Origin of the sequence: Chryseobacterium sp. KCF3-3, assembly GCF_045865955.1 — a bacterium.
GTDB lineage: Bacteria > Bacteroidota > Bacteroidia > Flavobacteriales > Weeksellaceae > Chryseobacterium.
This window is the reverse complement of record NZ_AP035792.1, coordinates 1,451,579-1,472,326: the sequence shown is the minus strand read 5'-3', so window position 1 is coordinate 1,472,326 and position 20,748 is coordinate 1,451,579. Positions and strand designations below refer to the sequence as shown.

Here is a 20,748-nt window from a genome sequence, read left to right as displayed (position 1 = left end):
AAATGAGTACTACCTCACATCAGATTGGCTGGAAAACAGCAGCAGCCATCGTCGTTTCCAATATGATCGGAACAGGGATTTTTACCACCCTGGGATTTCAGTTATCCGATATCACCAATACCTACAGCATATTCCTGCTATGGAGTATAGGAGGAGTTCTCGCTTTATTTGGAGCATTTTGCTACGCAGAATTGGGCTCCCATTTTAAAGGAAACGGAGGCGATTTTATTTATCTCACAGAAACCTATCATCCCATATTCGGATATCTGATAAGCTGGGTTTCACTCATCATCGGGTTTTCCTCTCCGGTAGCGCTGGCTGCATTGGCCATGTCGAAATACCTTTCCGTATTTGAGTATTCTTTTGGAAACGGATTTGCAATTGCAGCGATTTTCCTGGTTGCCATTGCGTTATCGTTCAGCCTGAAAACATCCAGCAGATTTCATAACTTTTTTACATTCATTAAGATAGCCTTTATTATTGTACTGGTTATTCTTGGGGTAGGAATTTCAGATTCACCACAGATAGGCAACAGTATCAATTTCAGTGACTGCTGGCAGAATGAGATCATGCTTCCCGCATTTGCTACGTCTCTGGTATTTGTAACCTATTCCTACACAGGCTGGAATTCGGCATCTTATATCGCTGGAGAAATAAAAGATGTTCAGAAAAATCTTCCCAAATCACTCATCATCGGAACTGTTTTCGTAACGGTAAGCTATATTCTGGTGAATTATATTATGCTGAAACATGCACCTGTAAGTCAACTGGCAGGAAAAGAAGATGTGATGGGAGAAGCGGCTGTCAATATGCTGGGACCGGCTTTTGGAAAGATCGTCAATATTTTTATTGCGCTGCAGCTCATTGCAACCATCAGTGGTTATCTGTGGGTAGGATCAAGATTAACACAGGCTTTTGCAAAGCATACCTCCATTTGGAGACCATTATCCGCCGGAAATGCAAAAGGAATTCCGGTAAGAGCTATTTTCGCTCATGCTGTCATTGCAGCTGTTATTATTCTAACCGGAAGTTTTAAAGAAATTTTTGTCTATACAGCCTTTATTTTGCAGCTTTTTGCAAGTCTGGCGATTTCAACTGTATTCTTCCTGAAGAAAAAAGACAGGAAAATCTTTAAGTCGAATGCATTCCATATTTTTCCGGCAGTTTTTCTATTGTTCAGTTTTTATATTCTCTATTTTACATTCATTCATAACCCTAAAGAAAGCTTGATAGGATTGGGAATTATTGCGGTAGGAATTGCTTTATATTTAATAGACAGAAGACTTTCTAAAGGATCTCAAACTTAATTTTGATGATTCAGAAAGGGGAATAAACAGATTGGCAAATCTGTCTTTTTGTGGTTTTGCATCCTTTATCCCTAATGCTCAAAAATTTATGATGATTCGGAATTTTAATTTTGAATTAATAATCCTTATCTTTGCACCCACAAAATTTCTACAATGTCTAAATCATTAATTCCAAAATTAGAAGCTATAAAACAAAGATATAATGAGGTTGCAGACCTTATTATACAGCCTGATGTCATTTCAGACCAAAAAAGATATTCTTCTTTGAACAAAGAATATAGTGATTTGGGGAAAATTGTAAGAGTTTACGATCAGTACAAAGGCGCTTTGGATAGTATCGCAGAATCTGAAGAAATCATTGCAGATGGTTCAGACAGAGACCTGGTAGATCTGGCTAAAGAAGAAAAACTGGAAGCTCAGGCTAAAATTCCTGGTTTGGAAGAAGAGCTGAAAGTATTACTGATCCCTAAAGATCCTGCAGATGACAAAAACGTTATCGTGGAATTACGTGCCGGTACAGGTGGTGATGAAGCAGCTATCTTTGTGGAAGATGTGTACAGAATGTATACCATGTATTTCAAAACAAAAGGATGGAGACATGAAGTAACAGATTCTAACGAAGCCGCAAAAGGGTACAAGGAACTGATCATGAAAGTGGAAGGAGAAGGTGTTTACGGAATTATGAAGTTCGAATCCGGAGTTCACCGTGTACAACGTGTACCTGAAACTGAATCTCAGGGAAGAGTGCATACTTCCGCTATCACTATTGCTGTTCTTCCGGAAGCTGAAGAAGTAGATTTTGAACTGAATCCTGCAGATATTGAAATGCAGACTTCCCGTTCAGGAGGTGCCGGTGGTCAGAACGTAAACAAGGTTGAAACTAAAGTTCAGCTTACCCACAAACCTTCAGGACTTGTTGTAGTTTGTCAACAGGCTCGTTCTCAGCTTGCTAACCGTGAATTGGCAATGGAAATGCTAAGAACAAAACTATATGATATTGAATTACAGAAAGTACAGGGAGATATCGCTGCACAACGTAAATCTATGGTATCTACAGGAGACCGTTCTGCAAAAATTAAAACGTACAACTATCCACAAGGTAGAGTTACAGATCACAGAATCAATAAGTCTATGTACAACCTTGATGCTTATATGAATGGTGATATTTCTGAAATGATTGACGCTGTAATCATGGCAGAAAATGCAGAGAAGATGAAAGGGGAAGAAGAGAATTATTAAAATTAAGATAAATAAAAACAAAGCCTCTGACTTTTCAGGGGCTTTGTTTTTCCCAATAACAAAACAAAATATCAACTATGAAAAACTACAAAATTATTTTCCTGCTGTTGCTTACCATGATGGGACAGCAACTGATGGCTCAGACAGAAGTAAAGAAACCTAAAGAAGCCTTTGAACTCTTTTTTGGTACGTTTGTGAGCAATGATGATGCAGCATTGAATAAACTCAATGATTATTTAAAACCTACAGTAGACGGACAGATTGCTTATCAGGTAGATTTTAAAGAAACGTCACAGGAAATGATCAATGGCAGTGTAGAGAATTTTCTTGCTGCTTTCCCTAAAGCTACGGCAGCAGCATGTAAAAAAGAAGCTGAAGATTATTTCAGAGCTATGTTTGGAAACTTTAAAACGGGAAAACTTACCGTTAAAGATGTAAAAGTAGTGCCGAATGAGCATGTGGAAGGACAAAAAATTGCTGAAATAAGCTATTCTGTAAGCTTCCTTGTTCCATCAAAACTGACTTCCGGACCAAAAGGAGATCTGAACAAAATTAAAACGGAAGACCTTAAAAAATATTTAATTCAGGCCGTTCAGGATTTTAAAAATGCCAATAAGACTGTAACAACAGATCAAAACTTTAGTTTATATGAACTTAAAGAAGGAGATAAAATATACTATTGGAATGGAAGCCCTGATGAGATTGTTTCCAATCTTACCGATTTCTATTTTGAAAGCTTCGGAGCTAATGAATAATTGAAAAATATCTTCATAAAGAATAAAAAAGTCCCAATATAACGGGACTTTTTTTATTTCATATACTTTGCGTATTTTTGAGAAAAACCGATCAGTATGAATTTTAAACCTATATTGTTAACCGCTGGAGTATTATTTTCAGCATCTTTTTACTCTCAGAAAATGATTTATCCTAAAGCATTAAAAGGAAGCCAGACAGATACCTATTTCGGAAACGCTGTTTCTGATCCTTTCAGAGATCTGGAAAACGATTCTGAACCTACAAAAAAATGGGTAGATGAAGAAGTCGCTTACAGCCAGAATTATCTTTCAAAAATTCCGTTCAGGGATAAAATCAAAAGCCAGCTGAAAGATATCTGGAATTATGAAAAAATTTCAGCACCTTTCAAAGAAGGAGATTATACCTATTATTATAAAAATGATGGTCTACAGGCGCAATCTGTTTTGTACAGAACCAACAATAAGACCAATGCTACAGAAGTATTTTTAGATCCTAATAAATTTTCAGAGAAAGGAACGACCTCTCTTTCCAATCTTTCATTCAATAAAAAAGGAAACCTTGCTGCTTACTCTATTTCTGAAGGAGGAAGCGACTGGAATAAGATCATCATCATTGATGCTGTTACCAAAAAACAGATTGATGAAACGATACTGGATGTAAAATTCAGCGGAATTTCATTGCAGGGAGATGAAGGGTTTTATTATTCAAGCTACGACAAACCTAAAGAGGGAACAGTACTTTCCGGAATGACGGATAAGCACAAAGTATATTTTCACAAGTTGGGAACAAAACAGTCTGAAGATAAATTGATTTTCGGAGGAGATAAAACCCCAAGAAGATATCTTAGTGCCGGAGTTTCTGAAGATCAGAGATACCTTATCATTTCTGCTGCTAATGCTACCAATGGTAATGAATTGTATATAAAAGACCTTAAAAAAGGAGGAGACTTTGTACAAATTATGAGCGGATTTGATATCAATGCCAACATTGTAGATACACAAGGTGATGATCTTTTCATTTTTACAGATAAAGATGCTCCCAATATGCGTCTAGTAAAAACAACAATTGCCAATCCGTCTCCATCAACATGGAAAGACGTGATTCCACAAACTGAAAACGTATTAGGGATCTCTTCAGGGGGAGGATATTTCTTTGCAACCTATATGATTGATGCCATAGATCAGGTAAAACAGTTTGATAAAACCGGAAAACTGGTGAGAGAAATTACTCTTCCTGGTAAAGGAAATATCTCAGGATTCGGAGGAAAAGAAAAAGAGAAAGATGTTTACTTCTCTTTCAGCAATTATATTACACCGGGAACGACCTATAAATTCAATGTAGACTCAGGAAAATCTGAAGTCTATCAAAAACCTAAAGTGAAGTTTAATCCGGATGATTATGTTTCGGAACAGGTATTCTATACTTCAAAAGACGGCACAAAAGTTCCTATGATGATCAACTATAAGAAAGGAACTAAACTGGACGGTAAAAATCCTACTATTCTTTACTCTTATGGAGGTTTTAATATCAGTCTGCAGCCGTCATTCTCTGTAGTAAACGCTATCTGGATGGAAAATGGTGGTATTTACGCTGTTCCAAACATCCGTGGTGGTGGAGAATATGGTAAAAAATGGCATGATGCAGGAACAAAGCAGCAGAAGAAAAATGTTTTTGAAGACTTTATTGCTGCCGGAGAATACCTTCAAAGTAAAGGCTATACTTCAAAAGAATATATGGCGCTGTCAGGAAGATCAAACGGAGGATTATTAGTAGGAGCAACAATGACAATGAGGCCGGATCTTGCGAGAGTAGCCTTCCCTGGAGTTGGAGTTTTGGACATGTTGAGGTATAATAAATTTACTGCCGGAGCAGGATGGTCTTACGACTATGGTACTGCCGAGGACAGCAAAGAAATGTTTGAATATCTGAAATCCTATTCTCCTGTACATAATGTAAAAGCAGGAACTTGCTATCCATCTACAATGATCATTACCAGTGATCATGATGACAGAGTGGTTCCGGCACACTCATTCAAATTTGGAGCAGAACTTCAGGAAAAACAGGGATGTAAAAACCCTATTCTTTTAAGAATTGAGAAGAATGCAGGCCACGGAGCAGGAAGATCTACAGATCAGGTGATTAGTGAGAATGCAGATCTTATATCATTTGCTTTATTTGAGATGGGAATAAAGAAATAATTTAAATTGATACCAATAAGAAAGGTCGGGCATTTGCCCGGCCTTTTTCTTTTGCTAAAACCTAGAAAAACAGAACGTTAACATAAGTTTCATGTTTCGCTCAAAAAAATTAACTTTACGGGGACAAAAATAATTGGAATGCGAAAGACAATTTCTGTGAAAAAACCGGATTTTAGTGTATCATCTCAGGAAAGAGAGATTTACAATTTTGAAAAAGACGGCCTTGAACTCAAATCATCCTATGAAAAAAAAGATGTAAAAGATGAATCATTAACGCAGACTTCTCCAGGAATTGCTCCCTATCTGAGAGGACCGTATTCCACCATGTATGTTCAGAAGCCATGGACAATCCGTCAGTATGCCGGATTTTCTACCGCTGAAGAATCCAATGCTTTCTACAGAAGAAACCTTGCAGCAGGTCAGAAAGGACTTTCCGTAGCATTTGACCTTGCGACGCATAGAGGATATGATTCTGACCACTCAAGAGTGGTGGGAGATGTAGGAAAAGCAGGAGTTGCCATAGACTCTGTGGAAGACATGAAAATCCTTTTCAATGAAATTCCATTAGATCAGATTTCAGTTTCCATGACCATGAACGGAGCTGTACTTCCTATTTTGTCTTTCTATATTGTAGCGGCAGAAGAGCAGGGAGTAAAGCAGGAATTGCTTTCCGGAACCATTCAGAATGATATTTTGAAAGAATTCATGGTAAGAAATACTTATATCTATCCGCCGGCACCTTCCATGAAGATCATTGCAGATATTTTTGAATACACTTCGCAAAATATTCCCAAATTCAATTCCATTTCCATTTCCGGATACCATATGCAGGAAGCTGGTGCAACGCCTGTGCTTGAAATGGCTTACACATTGGCAGATGGTCTTGAATATGTAAGAACAGGGATAAAAGCAGGAATGAACGTAGACGATTTCGCTCCAAGACTTTCTTTCTTCTGGGCAATCGGAATGAATCATTTCATGGAAATTGCGAAAATGCGTGCTGCAAGATATATCTGGGCAACCCTTTTAAAACAATTTAATCCTCAGAATCCAAAATCTCTGGCGTTAAGAACCCATTCTCAAACTTCAGGATGGTCTTTAACAGAGCAGGAACCTTTCAATAATATCACAAGAACAGCAATAGAAGCGCTGTCTTCAGCATTAGGAGGAACACAGTCTCTTCACACCAACGCACTGGATGAAGCCATTGCCCTTCCTACAGATTACTCTGCAAAAATTGCAAGAAATACACAAATCATTCTTCAGCAGGAAAGCGGAATATGCGATGTAGTAGATCCAATGGGAGGAAGTAACCTTGTAGAAAGCCTTACTCAGCAAATGATCGAGGAAGCAATGAGGTATATTGATGAGGTAGAACAGGAAGGCGGAATGACGAAGGCGATCGAAGCCGGAATTCCAAAAATGAGAATTGAAGAAGCCGCAGCAAAAAAACAGGCTAAGATCGACAGTGGTGAGGAATTCATTATTGGAGTCAATTCATTTAAATCCTCATTGAAACAGGATCAAATAGAAATCCTGGACATTGACAATACAGAAGTTCGTAGAAAACAGATTGAAAGGTTAAATACGATCAAAGCAGAAAGAAATACAGAAGCTGTCGAGCAAATCCTGAATGACATCCGCGAAAGCGCCAAAACAGGAAAAGGAAACCTTCTGGCTCTATGTATTGAAGCCGCAAGAAGAAGAGTTACCCTTGGTGAAATGAGTGATGCCATGGAAGAAACCTTTGGAAGATATAAAGCAAACATTAAAACAATCTCTGGTGTATACGCAATGAATGCCGGTAAAAACGAATACTTTGAAAAAGCCCTTAATCTGACTCAGAAATTTGAAGAAGAAGAAGGACGCCGCCCAAGACTAATGGTCGCTAAAATGGGGCAGGATGGGCACGACAGAGGTGCGAAAGTAGTAGCAACAGCATTTGCTGATATGGGATTTGACGTAGACGTTGCTCCATTGTTTCAGACACCGGAAGAAGTAGCTAAGCAAGCGGTAGAAAATGATATTCACATTTTAGGTGTTTCTTCATTGGCCGCAGGACACAAAACATTAGTTCCTCAGGTAGTGGAAGAACTGTCCAAACTGGGTGCAGACGATATTACCATCGTTGTAGGAGGAGTAATTCCACAACAGGATTATGAGTTCCTTTATGCCAATGGTGCTGACTTTATTTTCGGACCTGGGACCAACCTTCCGAAATGCGCAGTGGAAATTCTGGAAAGATTTTTAGAAAAATAAATAAAAAAGTTTTAATTTCAGGACAGAGATTAAAAATATATCCGTGAATTTTAAAAATATAAAGCCTACGAGGAAAAAACTGTTTCTTTTCGTAGGCTTATTTGTTATTACAGGAGTTTTTTTGCTAGGTTCAATAAAGAAAAACAGATCAGTACCCAGTTCCACAATAATTGCGGATACCAGTCTTGTTAAAAAACATTTGACGGCACTTACCCAAACTCCACAGTTTAGAAATCATAAAAATATTGATCAGCTAAATGCTGTTGCAGATTATATTCATCAGACGTTTGCTACTTATGGAGACAGTACCACTTTTCAGGAATATAAAGTTGACGGTAAAGTATATAAAAATGTAATTACTTCTTTTGGTCCGGAAAATGCCAAACGGATTATTATAGGTGCTCATTATGATGTTTGTGGCGATCAGCAGGGAGCAGACGACAACGCAACCGGAGTTACTGCTCTTCTGGAGCTTGCAAGAATGCTCAAAGGACAGAAGCTGAAGTACAGAGTAGATTTAGTTGCTTATACGCTGGAAGAGCCACCTTATTTCAGAACCGAAAATATGGGAAGCTATATCCATGCAAAATATTTAAAAGACAACAAAATTGATGTCTATGGAATGGCAAGCGTAGAAATGATAGGTTATTTCCGTGATGAAAAAGGTTCTCAGAGTTTTCCTATAAGTATTCTTTCCTGGATATATGGTGATCAGGGAAATTTTATTACTCTGGTTAAAAAAATAACTGGCGCAGGACCTTTTGTAAGAAACTTTATAGGAAACTTCAAAGATTCCCAACAGATCAAAACTGAAACGTTCTCAGCTCCCAAATTCGTAGCAGGAATAGACTATTCTGACCATCTGAATTATTGGAATTTCGACTTTCCTGCACTCATGATCACCGATACATCCTTCTTCAGAAACAAAAACTATCATGAACCTACCGATACTTTGGAAACGCTGGATACAAAACGAATGACGAAGGTAATTGATGCCATTTTTCTCAGCATTATTCACCTTAAGTGAAAAAAAATATTTTGATTATCAGAAAAATGTATATATTTGCACCTGAAAATCAAGTTTAACCAATAAAAAACGACGAAGCAATGTTCAGAACAAAACAGAATTCTACAGTTGGATTGCCACTTATGGTGGTAAGGCTTCGCGGTTTGGTACATTCTTAGAATAACAGTACAATGAAATATCAGAACCCGAAGTCGTAGAGATTTCGGGTTTTTTATTGCGCAATATTTCAAACTTCAAGTTTCCCCGAAATCTTTTTTAGTGTCATTAAAGGCAAAATAGGATGAGGTTCATTCCTCAGAACTATTCCGTCTATTATTAATCCATTCAACTAATATTTTAGTTGATTAAAAGTTGTGTGAGAAAAAAAGAACCTGGTTTCTACGATCTCACATCAGACTTCTGTTCACAATGGAAAATGATAACCTTCTGCATTTCCGCCTGAGAAGCGTAAGAAGCAGAAAAAGAACAATTAGAAAAGATGTAGAAAAGCAGATAAGAAAAAAATACAAACGTAGTAGAGAACTCTGGAAAATGAGAAGAAATCTTCCGTTGATACCATTGGATAAACCCTATCAAAAAGGATTTGTAAGATTCTTTGTTGTAAGAGAGGATGTAAAACAATCCAAAGACGGAGATTTTTTCGAAGGTATTTTAAAGAAGATAAATACCTATATGTATTCTGATAACCGAAGATTTCTGAAAAAGAAAAGAAAGTTCGGAAGAAAGATATATGTAGAAAGAGAGCAGAAGCTCAGGTATATTACTTCATTTTCCTGGAATTATCCAAAATTAGAGTTTACCGACAGAGAAAGACAATATTTTGAAAAGAAAGAAGATTATTGTCCTGTCAATAAGATATTCGGAATCTACTACAAATTTACTGAACCATGGAGGTTTACTTTGAGGGTAAAACCCAATATGATTACCCATTACAAACCCTTGGATTTGGAGCTGGAAAAAGAATATGCAGCGCTGGATTCCTATTTGGGACAGTATAAGGTGATAGGGATTATGCACAAGACTATTCTAGGTAAGTCGAATCCATGGAAAGAAAAGTATCAAAGAAAACTTATCAAAAGCAGGAAATATGCAACCTGCACAATGTCTGCAACAGAAATTGCAGAAAGCTTACAGGACGAATAAGTCCAACTGTTATTTAAAACAAAAACAATGGGAAATTTAAAACTAAAAGGAAAAGATATATTAAAACTGGGCTATCCCAATAACCAAAGCGTAAACGTAGCATTGGAAGTCATGAAAAGAAATTTTGCAACGAAAAATATTCACCACGTAAAATCTCTTTTAAAGGAAATTCTGCTGAATCCGGAAGAATTTGAAAAAGATCTGACTTTCGGACAAATCGCAGAAACCCTGCTTTCATCCAAAAAAACAGAAAAAAGAATGCTGAATTCACAGCGTGCTTCCTTTCAGATTTTTGGAAACAATATTTCAGAAGAGGCAAAAAATCAGTTATACACAGCTTTGAAACTGCCTATCTCTACTCAGGGAGCATTAATGCCGGATGCCCACAGTGGGTATGGGCTTCCCATAGGAGGAGTTCTTGCCGTAGAAAATGCCGTAATCCCTTATGGAGTAGGAATGGATATTGGCTGCAGAATGAGCCTCAGTATTTTGGATACACCAGTTTCATATCTTGAAGGAGCAAGAGATAAATATGAAAAAGCGCTTGCTGAACATACAAAATTTGGAATGTATGAAACGCATAAATCTCACATAGATCATGAGATTTTCGACAGAGATACATTCGATATGATCCCGATCCTAAGAAGATTAAAGGGAAAAGCCATCAAACAGATGGGATCCTCAGGTGGAGGAAATCACTTTGTAGAATTCGGGGAAGTGGAAATCACTGAAGAAGACGAACAAATTGGCCTTCCAAAAGGAAAATATCTGGGAATACTTTCTCACAGTGGCTCGAGAGGGCTGGGAGCAGAAATCGCACAGTATTATTCAAGAATGGCAACGGAACAATGTCCTTTACCGAAAGAAGCTCAAAACTTCGCATGGCTGGACCTTAGTACCCATCTTGGACTGGAATACTGGACGGCAATGAATCTTGCCGGAGATTATGCTTCAGCCTGTCATGATGATATTCACAGAAGGCTTGTAAAAGCAGTCGGTGGAAGAGTAAAAGCGAGAATTGAGAACCATCACAATTTTGCGTGGAAAGAAATTCATAACGGAAAAGAAGTGATTGTTCATCGAAAAGGAGCTACTCCTGCTAATGAAAACGAATTGGGAATGATTCCAGGATCGATGACTGCAAAAGGATTTATCGTTCGCGGAAAAGGAAATCCTGAATCTTTGAATTCAGCATCACATGGTGCAGGAAGAGCCCATTCAAGAGGAGAATGCAGAAGTCTTTTCACTCAGCATGATATCAAAAAAGAACTGAAACTGAAAAATGTCACATTGATGGGCGGAAATGCAGAAGAAGCACCAATGGCCTACAAAGACATTAATGAGGTGATGAATGCGCAGAGTGAGCTGGTAGATATTCTGGGAACATTCCAGCCGAGAATTGTGAGAATGGATAAGTAATTAGCCTTATACTTTACAACCTTATAGGTTTCAAAAACCTATAAGGTTTAACAAAGAAATATTTTAAAGTCTATAAGGTTTTGAATATTCAATCTAAAAAACAAAAAAATGGGAGCACCACATAACATAAAACGATACGGTGAAGTCTGGCCGGAATTCAGAATCCGGTTAGGGCTCGAAATTTTAAATATATTAAAAGATAAAGTCATTATATCAGGTGGCTGGGCTTGGCATTTCATGTCAGAAAAAGAACATACAGAATACAAACATGCCCATGACCACAAGGATATTGATGTTTTTGTAAAAAAAGAAAATGTTGCAGAAGTAGTGATCGTTCTTCAGCAGGAAGGATTCCAGAAAGTCTGGACCCGATATGACCATCTGCCGAGTGAAGAAAACTTTCGCAGATATGAAAAGACTGTTGAGCTGGAAAATGAAAAATTCCACAGAATTACCATAGACTTCTTTGAAAGAGATGATCTAAAGACAATTGAAGCCAATGGTTTTACCGTTGTGAGGCCTGATATTTTACTTTCTTTTTACAGAAATATCCACTCCAGTGATAAGTGCTGGGCAGTGATGGCCGCAAAAGAACTATTAGAAAAGGGAATAAATCCGGTAGGAAGCCCTTTATTAAGCAAAATGCCAATATAAAAAATGGAAAAATTAATACAGATCACTTCAGGAAGAGGTCCTTTAGAATGCCAGTGGGTAGTAGCCAAGGTTCTGAAGACCTTTCTTGAAGAGGCAAAACACAATACAATAGAATACGAAATCATTCATCGGGAAAACGGGGATGAAAATCTGACACTAAAATCAGTTACCCTTCTTTTAAAAGGAAAAGACTTGACCTCGTTTTTAAAAAGCTGGCTGGGAAGCGTTTGCTGGATAGGAAAAAGTACATTCAGGAAGCTCCATAAAAGAAGCAATTGGTTCATTGGAATTTTTGAATTGGAAAATGTAAAAATGATTGATTTCAATGAAAAAGATATCAGATTTCAGACTGCAAGAAGCCAGGGAAGCGGAGGACAAAACGTAAATAAGGTGAATACTGCTGTGCGTGCCACTTATATCCCTACCAACGAAACTGTTTTTGTACAGGATTCCCGTTCACAGCTGGAAAATAAAAAACTATCCATTATCAGGCTCAAAGAAAAGGTAATGGCAGTTTACATCCAGCAACTGGAAAGAAAATTGAAAGAAACCTGGTCTCTCCAGATGCAGGTAGAGCGTGGAAATCCGGTTCGTACATTCTCAGGGACAGATTTTAAAAAGAATTACGAAGACAAGACATTCAAAAAGCAAAGGAGTGCCTTGAAAAATGAATTAAAAAACTATAGAAATGACCTTAACTAAAAGTAAATATTATTTTGAAGCATTAGACTACTTTCCATTCAATCTTTCTGAATGTATGGATGCGCTGAATTATGCTTTATCCTACGAACCGGAAGATGCGGACAGCCTTTGTCTCATGGGAAGAGTATATTCAGAAGAATTGAAAGATTATGAAACGGCAAAAAAATACTTTGATGAAGCCATGCAGAGTAATATCGGAAATATCAATACACCCAAATATTATATTGAATGTCTTTTGAGTAATGAAGATTACAAAGAAGCAGAAAAACTGATTGAATTTGCTTTGAAACTAAAAGGAATTGATAAATCTGAAATTCTGAACTGTCTTTCTCTTCTTCAGGAGAGAAACTTTGAGTACAAACAGGCTTTGGCAACGCTTAAAGAAGCTAAAAAATTTGCTTACAACCGTGCAGCACTCGAAATTATTGAAGACAGAGAAAAACTGGTTAAAGGAAAAGTAACCAGAATAAGAACCGTAAAAAAGGCAGAATAATCTTTTTTTGACTTATAATAAAAATAGTATGACTGCCTCAAAAGTCAAATTTTTTTTGACTTCTGTCATTGACTACGTCGAATCTTCGATTTCTGACGAAGGAAGAATCTCATTGATAAACATAAGAGTGAGATTCTTCACTCCATTTATGAACTTCGTTCGCAGACTTTCAGCCTGTGTTCAGAATGACAATTTTGAGGTAGTCTTATTTTTTATTTACAGAGATCAGATAATCATACACCATTTGATGTTGGTCATCAGTAAGCTTGGCCTTTGGAGCCATTCTGCTTAAGGTATTGATCCATCCCTGGTTATCATGCTTGGTGGGTTCCGGCAGTTTGTGACATTTTGCACAGGAATTTTCAAAAATTGTTTTTCCTTGCGCCAACTGCTCAGATGAGGTATACTTTGGCCCTGTAACGGCCACACTTTTCGGCCCGCAGGATACCAGAAATGCTGATGCTGCAATACCCGTTAAAATGAATTTTTTCATATCCTATTTTTGTTTGATGATTACTTCTTCACAGAAACAATATAATCATAAACCCATTGGTGCTGTTCATCCGTCAGTTTTGCTTTTGGAGCCATAGAATTCATAATTCCTACCCATTGTACAGGATTGTGTGAAGCAGGATCTGGTAGTTTATGACATCTTCCGCAAGAGTTTTCAAAAATAGTTTTCCCTTGAGCAATCTGTTCTGCAGTAGAGGTAGAGGTTCCTGTAGTAGCAGCGGATGTAGAAGCTTTCGGCGTACAGGAAACCAGCAAAATAGCAGTAAACGAAGCCGCAGCGATGAGTTTTTTCATGTTTCTTCTTTTGATATATAACAAATGTAATAAATTCCTTAAGCCCTTGATACAGGGTGTTCTAGTTTTAATTTAGAAGAAATAAAAACTAAATTCATGAAAAATTGATAATTTCAAATAAAGCCAATTTGGGTCTTTTGTGTGATCATTATGATCCAGGTATTGACCATTCCCATTTTAATTATTAATTTTGAATTAATGAAATTTTCTACAGAAGAGCTAATAGAGGGAATACAGTCAGGAAACAAACGCCTGATTGCAAAAGCTATTACATTGGTTGAAAGTAAGAAAGCAGAGCACAGAGTACAGGCAGAAGAACTTTTGAAGAAAATTATGCCTCTTACCGGAAACTCTGTGAGGGTAGGAGTAACGGGTGTTCCCGGAGCAGGAAAGTCTACTTTTATAGAAAACTTTGGTCGCCTGGTTATTGCTCAGGGGAAAAAAGTTGCTGTTTTGGCTATTGATCCCAGTTCAGCCATTAACAAAGGAAGTATTTTGGGGGATAAAACCAGAATGGAGGAATTGGCCAAAGAAGAAAATGCATTCATTCGCCCTTCTCCCAGTTCAGGATTTCTGGGAGGAGTAGCCAATACTACTTTTGAAACCATGATGATCTGCGAAGCTGCAGGCTATGACTATATTTTAATTGAAACTGTAGGAGTAGGGCAATCAGAAGTTCTGGTAGCCGATATTACCGATGTTTTTTTGTTCCTTAAAATCATTGGAGGAGGAGATGAACTTCAGGGAATAAAACGAGGGATCATGGAAATGGTAGATCTTATATTCATCAATAAAGTAGACCAGGACAATCTTCAGAAAGCAAAAAATACAAGACTTGAATTAAAAAGAGCCCTAGACTTTATTCCGCCTAAAGAAAAAGGATGGAAGATTCCTGTTTTACTAGGTTCTGCACTTCATAATCAAGGATTACAGGAAGTCTATGATACAATATTCGAATTTATTGATCTGAAAAAGAAAAGCGGCCGTTTTGAAGAAATTCGTGTTCAGCAGGCTGAAAAACGATTTGAATATTGGGTTCAGGAATATATTTTATCCCTGATGAAAAAGAGCAATGCTATAGAAGAAGCTTATCACATGCACAAAAAAAATGCTTCAGCCATGGTTTCTAATCCAAGTACTGAAGCAAAATTATTTGTTGAAAAATTTTTATCGAACGAAAACAGGGATTAAAGTTTCTCTTTTTCCTTTTTTACCTCAGTTTTAGAAATGTATCCGTCATAAGTAATCGGCTGTCTGTCATTACTCCTCATAGAAACGAAAGCTTTTCCGTTTTTAAATACTTCAATATTAACTTCGTCTACGTTTCTTACATCTTTAGGTTTGAACTTAAAAGTCCAGGTTCCTTTTTTATTCTGAGTTTTAGTTACCGTAAAATCTTTTGAAGTAAATCGGTAGCTGTTATCACTGGCACTTCCAAAAGTTGGATTGAACATCCTTCCAAAATAAGGCAACACTACATCCAGTGTATTTTTACTGACATCAATGGTATAATCTCCATTCAGATTAAGTACCCTCGTTGCAGTAGAATTAGGCATTGAGTTTAAAACATTAATGACATCATAATTTGTAGGATTGGCTCTTTGTGCATAAAAAGTAAACTCCTGAGAATCTACCAAAGTGTCCACTGTTTTCGGATCTAATGAACCTTGTGAAGCACAGCTCTGAAAGAAGAACAGGAATCCAAACATCATCAGTAAAGAAATATACTTTTTCATAATGAGATAATTATTAAATTTAGATAGCAAAATGTATGCAAATATATTCTTTCCGAAATATTTTGGAATAAAAATTGTTAAGGTTGAATTATTAACACTCAAACTATGAAAGTTACACATCTATTTGGAATGGGAGCTATTGCTCTGTCGGCTGTTGCCTGTACTACAAACCCGATTACGGGGAGGTCTTCTTTACAGCTGGCCAACAATTCGGAAATTTTAACAATGTCTTCACAGGAATATAGAACGACATTGTCTAAAGGTAAAGTGATTACCGGTACAGCAGATGCAAAGAGAGTGGTAAATGTAGGAAACAGAATTAAAAATGCAGCAGAAAGATATTATCAGAGTATTGGAAGATCAGCAGATCTTGCAAGCTACAGCTGGGAATTTAATCTTTTGCAGAGCAACGAGCTAAACGCCTGGTGTATGCCTGGTGGAAAAGTAGCAGTCTATACCGGAATATTACCGGTAACAAAAGACGATAACGGACTTGCAGTAGTAATGGGACATGAAGTTTCTCACGCACTGGCAGGCCACGGAAATGAAAGAATTTCTCAGGCAATGGTAGCTCAGTATGGAGGGGCAATCCTGGGAGGAACAATCTCAAATTCACAATGGGCAAGTGTTTTCCAGAAGGTTTACCCTATCGGTTCACAGGTTGCTTTATTGAAATACGGAAGAGGCCAGGAATCTGAGGCAGATGAAATGGGACTTTACCTGATGTCTATGGCTGGATATGATCCAAGAGCAGCAATTCCTTTCTGGAACAGAATGGAAGCAGCATCTACAGGATCAAGACAACCTGAATTCTTATCTACCCACCCGAATCCGGAAACAAGAATTTCAGATATCAATAAAGATCTTCCGAAAGCTTTGGAATATTATAAGGCTGCGGGAGGAAAAATATAATTAGAATTTTAATCTTGAATATAGCCTTATTAAATTTTTAGTAAATTTGGTAAGGCTTTTTTTATGTAACTACCTAAACACAATATTATGAAGAGTTTATCAATTACCGGACTTATACTTTTGGCTGTTTCTGCATTACTTTTCTATTTGACAACTGATTTTGCCGTAGAGCAGATAAAAATTTCTCATATTATGGGAATCATGGCGGGAGTTGGAATAGGGCTTATCATTGGAGGAATGGTAGGCTATGTAAGTAAAGGAAGCGCTATAAAAGAAGAGCAGAAGAAAAAAGAATTCAAGCAGTTACAAAAAGACAAAGAAGATCTTGAAAAACAGGCTGCAGAAATTGCAAAACGTCAGGCTGAACTTGAAAATCAAAATAAAAACCCTCAAATTTAAATTTGAGGGTTTAAAGTTGTTATTTTCGATAATTTATTAGAATTTATATCCTAAACCTACCATAAACAGGTTAGGTCTGTTATCATATCTGATTTCTGAACCAGAAACTTTGTTGATGAAGTTTCTTTCGTCTTTACTGAAAGCACCTTCATATCTTGCATTTACAATAAGCTTTTTAATTTCAAGCTGTGCCCCAAACTGGTATCCTACTGTAAAGTCATTTTTAGCATTTTCTTTGAAATCGTTGTAAGTATTGTCTTTGTTTAAGTTAAAACTTCCTACAGGTCCTACAAAAACTCCAAGCATATTCCCTAAAAGATTATATCCTAAAAGAACCGGAACATCAATACGGTTGCTTTTTACGTCAAAAGTAGTGTTCTCTGTCGTAAACTCATTTTTGAAATGAGTATAATAGATTTCCGGCATTACAAACAATGAAGTAGGAAGACCTACTTTTAAGGAAAGCCCAACATTGAAACCTACATTATTTTTACCTGTTCCTGCAATAGCATCATTCACTGTTCCTTTAATATTGGACCATGAAGGTGAGCCTGTTGGAAAAATTAAGTTGGCTTTACCTGCCAGTGAAATCTGTGCAGAAGCCCACATTGAAAACCCTAATAACGCTATACTAAGTACCTTTTTCATTATCGTCTATTTTTGTATTTGTCGTTTCAATCGTTTTATTATTCTCAAGTAAATATTCTCTCAGCTCTTTAAACAGTTCTGAAGAATAAACGAAATCAATCAGATTTTTATTGCCTGCTGTAATCAGAATGTCTTTGTTACCTTCCCATTCTTTAATTCCCAGTCTTAGGTATACAATTTTCTCGCCAATCGTCATTACAGAGTTCATATCATGGGTATTGATGATGGTGGTAGTATTATATTCTTTTGTGATTTCGTAAAGAAGATCATCAATAATCTTAGAGGTATAGGGATCCAGCCCGGAATTGGGCTCATCACAAAACAGATACTTAGGATTGTTGACAATAGCTCTTGCAATAGCCACCCTTTTCTGCATACCTCCTGAAATTTCGGAAGGATATTTTTTTTCTGCTTTATCAAGATGTACTCTTCCTATTACTTCAAAAACTCTTTTCTTTTTTTCTCTGTAGGTAAGATTGGTAAACATGTCAAGAGGGAACATGATATTTTCTTCCACTGTTAGAGAGTCAAATAAGGCACTTCCCTGGAAAACGGTTCCGATTTCTGAACGGAGATGTTGTTTTTCATCTCTGGTCATGGTATTGATATCTTTTCCGTCAAACAGAATTTCTCCTGATGAAGGCATATAAACATTCAATAAACTTTTTAGAAAAACGGTTTTCCCGGAACCACTCTGCCCAATGATTAAGTTTACTTTTCCTTTATCAAATGAAGTTGAAATTCCCTTAAGCACTTCAACATCATCAAAACTTTTCTTAAGATCTTTTACCTCAATCATCAGCTTAATATTAATTGGGTTAAAATTAATTCAGAGATAATAATGAACACCATTGTCCATACTACGGCCTGTGTACTGGCTCTACCTACTTCCAAAGATCCTCCTTTTACATTGTATCCGAAATAAGAAGGTACGGTTGCAATGATAAAAGCAAAAACGATTGTTTTGGTAAATGCATAGTAAATGAATAAATTCGGCATATACATTTGAATACCAATAATATAATCGTTCTCTGTCCAGTTTCCTGTTAGAATCCCGGCAATATAGCCTCCACCAATACCAAATACAATACTGATGGCAATAAGGAGAGGATTAAACAGCATACAGGCAATGATTTTAGGAAATATCAGGAAATTGGGTGAGTTTACTCCCATAATATCCAAGGCATCAATCTGTTCTGAAACCCTCATTGTTCCGATACTGGAAGCAATATATGATCCTACTTTACCCGCCAGAATAAGGCTGATAATAGTAGGTGCAAATTCCAACACCAATACCGCTTTTGTAGCATATCCTACAAATGATGGCGGAATAGGAAAGGAAGAAGCATCAAAGTTATTGAACATCTGAATAGCAACTACAGCTCCCACGAAGATGGATGTGAAGATGACAAGCCCGAAAGAATTTACTCCCAAATCATTAATTTCTCTCATGAACAGCTTCCAGAACACTCTCATTTTCTGAGGTTTCTGCAGGGATTTTCCCAAGAGGATAATGTATTCCCCTATCGCTGTGAAAAACTTTTTTAACATACTGCTAAATTAGACTTTTTTATTTAATTGGACTACAGTCAAGAATAAGACCGAAGCTTGGTTTTGTGTTAAAATTATTTCAATATTTATCTTATTCCGCTCTTTATTTTGCGTTTTTATCTCCTCCAATCACCAATAAAACGGTTTTTAAAATAATAACCACATCAAGTACGAAACTCCAGTTTCTTACATAGAAAGCATCTGCCAGAACTCTTTTTTTCATTTCTACTTCCACATCTCCGAAGTCACCACGCAGTCCATTCACCTGTGCCAGTCCGGTAATACCCGGATTAACCATACTTCTCAGACTGTATCTTCCGATTTTGGGTTTGTAATAATTGTCAACAGCCAGCATATGTGGACGCGGACCTACTACAGACATTTCACCTCTCAACACATTAAGGAATTGAGGAAGTTCATCAAGACTGGTTTTTCTTAAAAATTTACCCACTCTGGTAATTCTGGAATCATTTACAGAGGTGGTTTTGGTTGTAGATTCATCATTAACAACCATTGTTCTGAATTTAATACAATTAAAAACCTCTTCATGAAAACCGTATCTCTTCTGAATGAAAAATACCGGACCTTTAGAAGTTGTTTTGATTAAAATGGCAATAATTGGAAATACCCATGAGCAAATGAAAACCAATATAATAGCAGAGAAGAAAATGTCTAATGTCCTTTTCATCAGGAAATTAGAATAATAATCTAACGGATATCTGGCCTGATTAAGTACCGGCTGGGTTTGTATATATCCAAGATCATAAAGGAAAAAATCACTTTGTGTAATGCTTGGAATCAATGAAATATGAATCTTATTATCCTCAGCCAATCTGAAAATTTCAGTTTCCATGGTTTCATCATAAGAGTTTTCCGTAGATAAAAACAAGGTATGAATTCCGTTCTTTTTCCAGAATGCAACCAGTTCATTAATCTTAACCTCAGAATAATCGTATTCAAATATTCTGTACCCATAATCTTTACGTTCTGTAAAGATATTCTTAAGAATCTCTGTAGAGTGGCTGTCTCCCAAAAACATTACGTTTCTGTAGTTGGCTCCAAGAGATCGCAGGTACTTGATTGCGAAATAGACTAATGATTTCGCCAGGAAAATGGCAATAAAAAGATAAAGTGAAAGCCAGTAAATATCCGAATTGAAAAATACATTATTACTTACCTTTCCTATAAGCAGTACTCCCAGTATAAAAAAGAGGAAATGGATTAAGAGGCGTTCAAGAAACAGGGTATAAGTAAGGTTCCTCGGAATATTGTATATTTTTGTCCTACCACTTAATAGTACCCAGAACAAAAACAACAGAACCAGAGAAAAACTATTCTGATACCAGGTTTCTTTATTGTATTTTAAACTTTCGTTTCTGCTTATAAAAAAGAATATGAAGATAGATGCAATAACCATGAGGTCAAGCAACATAATGATTGATTTCAGGTATCTAGAGTATCGAATTCTCTGCATCTATCGGTATTATAGCGGATAAGC

Annotated in this window: 21 protein-coding genes; 14 read left to right on the top strand and 7 right to left on the bottom strand. The window is 36.9% G+C overall.

Annotation, left to right across the window (positions count from 1 at the left end):
- Positions 1 to 2: 2 nt before the first annotated feature.
- The 11 genes from ACKTTZ_RS06580 to ACKTTZ_RS06530 all read left to right on the top strand — a co-directional run bounded on the left by ACKTTZ_RS06580 (position 3) and on the right by ACKTTZ_RS06530 (position 13,197).
- A complete protein-coding gene (locus ACKTTZ_RS06580; RefSeq protein WP_407847909.1) occupies positions 3 to 1,307 on the top strand; it encodes an APC family permease in 1,305 nt (434 codons plus the stop codon).
- A gap of 153 nt (positions 1,308 to 1,460) precedes the next feature.
- Positions 1,461 to 2,546 carry a peptide chain release factor 1 gene (prfA, locus tag ACKTTZ_RS06575; RefSeq protein ID WP_034692695.1) on the top strand — a complete coding sequence of 362 codons (1,086 nt, stop codon included), beginning with the start codon at positions 1,461 to 1,463 and terminating at the stop codon, positions 2,544 to 2,546.
- Between the two features lie 77 nt (positions 2,547 to 2,623).
- On the top strand, positions 2,624 to 3,301 hold the full coding sequence (locus ACKTTZ_RS06570) for a hypothetical protein (RefSeq protein WP_034692694.1): 678 nt from the start codon (positions 2,624 to 2,626) through the stop codon (positions 3,299 to 3,301).
- A gap of 96 nt (positions 3,302 to 3,397) precedes the next feature.
- Positions 3,398 to 5,500: a prolyl oligopeptidase family serine peptidase gene (locus ACKTTZ_RS06565; RefSeq protein ID WP_407847907.1), complete on the top strand. Its 2,103-nt coding sequence runs from the start codon at positions 3,398 to 3,400 to the stop codon at positions 5,498 to 5,500.
- Between the two features lie 138 nt (positions 5,501 to 5,638).
- The gene (scpA, locus tag ACKTTZ_RS06560; protein ID WP_034692691.1) at positions 5,639 to 7,759 is read left to right on the top strand and encodes a methylmalonyl-CoA mutase; all 2,121 of its coding nucleotides are present in this window, start codon (positions 5,639 to 5,641) and stop codon (positions 7,757 to 7,759) included.
- A gap of 43 nt (positions 7,760 to 7,802) precedes the next feature.
- Positions 7,803 to 8,786, top strand: a complete 984-nt coding sequence (locus tag ACKTTZ_RS06555; RefSeq protein WP_253316602.1) for a M28 family peptidase — start codon at positions 7,803 to 7,805, stop codon at positions 8,784 to 8,786.
- Between the two features lie 408 nt (positions 8,787 to 9,194).
- A complete protein-coding gene (locus ACKTTZ_RS06550; RefSeq protein ID WP_034692690.1) occupies positions 9,195 to 9,929 on the top strand; it encodes a hypothetical protein in 735 nt (244 codons plus the stop codon).
- Between the two features lie 27 nt (positions 9,930 to 9,956).
- A complete protein-coding gene (locus ACKTTZ_RS06545) occupies positions 9,957 to 11,348 on the top strand; it encodes an RtcB family protein (protein ID WP_034692689.1) in 1,392 nt (463 codons plus the stop codon).
- 108 nt (positions 11,349 to 11,456) lie between these two features.
- On the top strand, positions 11,457 to 12,002 hold the full coding sequence (locus tag ACKTTZ_RS06540; RefSeq protein WP_034692687.1) for a hypothetical protein: 546 nt from the start codon (positions 11,457 to 11,459) through the stop codon (positions 12,000 to 12,002).
- A 3-nt stretch (positions 12,003 to 12,005) separates the two neighbouring features.
- The gene (prfH, locus tag ACKTTZ_RS06535; RefSeq protein ID WP_407847903.1) at positions 12,006 to 12,704 is read left to right on the top strand and encodes a peptide chain release factor H; all 699 of its coding nucleotides are present in this window, start codon (positions 12,006 to 12,008) and stop codon (positions 12,702 to 12,704) included.
- A complete protein-coding gene (locus ACKTTZ_RS06530) occupies positions 12,691 to 13,197 on the top strand; it encodes a tetratricopeptide repeat protein (protein WP_407847901.1) in 507 nt (168 codons plus the stop codon). The genes prfH and ACKTTZ_RS06530 overlap by 14 nt, the downstream gene beginning before the upstream one ends.
- A 205-nt stretch (positions 13,198 to 13,402) precedes the next feature.
- On the opposite strand, the gene ACKTTZ_RS06525 is transcribed toward ACKTTZ_RS06530, so the two are convergent.
- Both ACKTTZ_RS06525 and ACKTTZ_RS06520 read right to left on the bottom strand, forming a co-directional pair.
- Positions 13,403 to 13,690, bottom strand: a complete 288-nt coding sequence (locus tag ACKTTZ_RS06525; protein WP_034692685.1) for a c-type cytochrome — start codon at positions 13,688 to 13,690, stop codon at positions 13,403 to 13,405.
- A 20-nt stretch (positions 13,691 to 13,710) separates the two neighbouring features.
- Complete coding sequence (locus ACKTTZ_RS06520) at positions 13,711 to 14,004, bottom strand: cytochrome c (RefSeq protein WP_034692684.1); 294 nt, start codon at positions 14,002 to 14,004, stop codon at positions 13,711 to 13,713.
- A gap of 198 nt (positions 14,005 to 14,202) precedes the next feature.
- Here ACKTTZ_RS06520 and meaB point away from each other — a divergent pair, with 198 nt between their 5' ends.
- The gene (gene meaB, locus ACKTTZ_RS06515) at positions 14,203 to 15,195 is read left to right on the top strand and encodes a methylmalonyl Co-A mutase-associated GTPase MeaB (RefSeq protein WP_034692834.1); all 993 of its coding nucleotides are present in this window, start codon (positions 14,203 to 14,205) and stop codon (positions 15,193 to 15,195) included.
- On the opposite strand, the gene ACKTTZ_RS06510 is transcribed toward meaB, so the two are convergent.
- On the bottom strand, positions 15,192 to 15,740 hold the full coding sequence (locus tag ACKTTZ_RS06510; protein ID WP_034692683.1) for a DUF4251 domain-containing protein: 549 nt from the start codon (positions 15,738 to 15,740) through the stop codon (positions 15,192 to 15,194). The genes meaB and ACKTTZ_RS06510 overlap by 4 nt on opposite strands.
- A 105-nt stretch (positions 15,741 to 15,845) precedes the next feature.
- Between ACKTTZ_RS06510 and ACKTTZ_RS06505 the strand changes: the two genes are divergently transcribed.
- On the top strand, positions 15,846 to 16,652 hold the full coding sequence (locus ACKTTZ_RS06505; RefSeq protein WP_034692682.1) for a M48 family metallopeptidase: 807 nt from the start codon (positions 15,846 to 15,848) through the stop codon (positions 16,650 to 16,652).
- Positions 16,653 to 16,739: 87 nt separating this feature from the next.
- Positions 16,740 to 17,051, top strand: a complete 312-nt coding sequence (locus ACKTTZ_RS06500; RefSeq protein WP_253316594.1) for a hypothetical protein — start codon at positions 16,740 to 16,742, stop codon at positions 17,049 to 17,051.
- 36 nt (positions 17,052 to 17,087) lie between these two features.
- Here the strand turns inward: ACKTTZ_RS06500 and ACKTTZ_RS06495 are convergent, their stop codons facing one another.
- The 4 genes from ACKTTZ_RS06495 to ACKTTZ_RS06480 all read right to left on the bottom strand — a co-directional run bounded on the left by ACKTTZ_RS06495 (position 17,088) and on the right by ACKTTZ_RS06480 (position 20,724).
- Positions 17,088 to 17,699 carry an outer membrane beta-barrel protein gene (locus ACKTTZ_RS06495; RefSeq protein WP_034692679.1) on the bottom strand — a complete coding sequence of 204 codons (612 nt, stop codon included), beginning with the start codon at positions 17,697 to 17,699 and terminating at the stop codon, positions 17,088 to 17,090.
- Positions 17,683 to 18,498 carry an ABC transporter ATP-binding protein gene (locus ACKTTZ_RS06490; RefSeq protein WP_034692677.1) on the bottom strand — a complete coding sequence of 272 codons (816 nt, stop codon included), beginning with the start codon at positions 18,496 to 18,498 and terminating at the stop codon, positions 17,683 to 17,685. The genes ACKTTZ_RS06495 and ACKTTZ_RS06490 overlap by 17 nt, the downstream gene beginning before the upstream one ends.
- Positions 18,498 to 19,250, bottom strand: a complete 753-nt coding sequence (locus ACKTTZ_RS06485) for an MlaE family ABC transporter permease (protein WP_407847897.1) — start codon at positions 19,248 to 19,250, stop codon at positions 18,498 to 18,500. The genes ACKTTZ_RS06490 and ACKTTZ_RS06485 overlap by 1 nt, the downstream gene beginning before the upstream one ends.
- A 103-nt stretch (positions 19,251 to 19,353) precedes the next feature.
- The gene (locus tag ACKTTZ_RS06480) at positions 19,354 to 20,724 is read right to left on the bottom strand and encodes an exopolysaccharide biosynthesis polyprenyl glycosylphosphotransferase (RefSeq protein WP_034692673.1); all 1,371 of its coding nucleotides are present in this window, start codon (positions 20,722 to 20,724) and stop codon (positions 19,354 to 19,356) included.
- Positions 20,725 to 20,748: the final 24 nt, after the last annotated feature.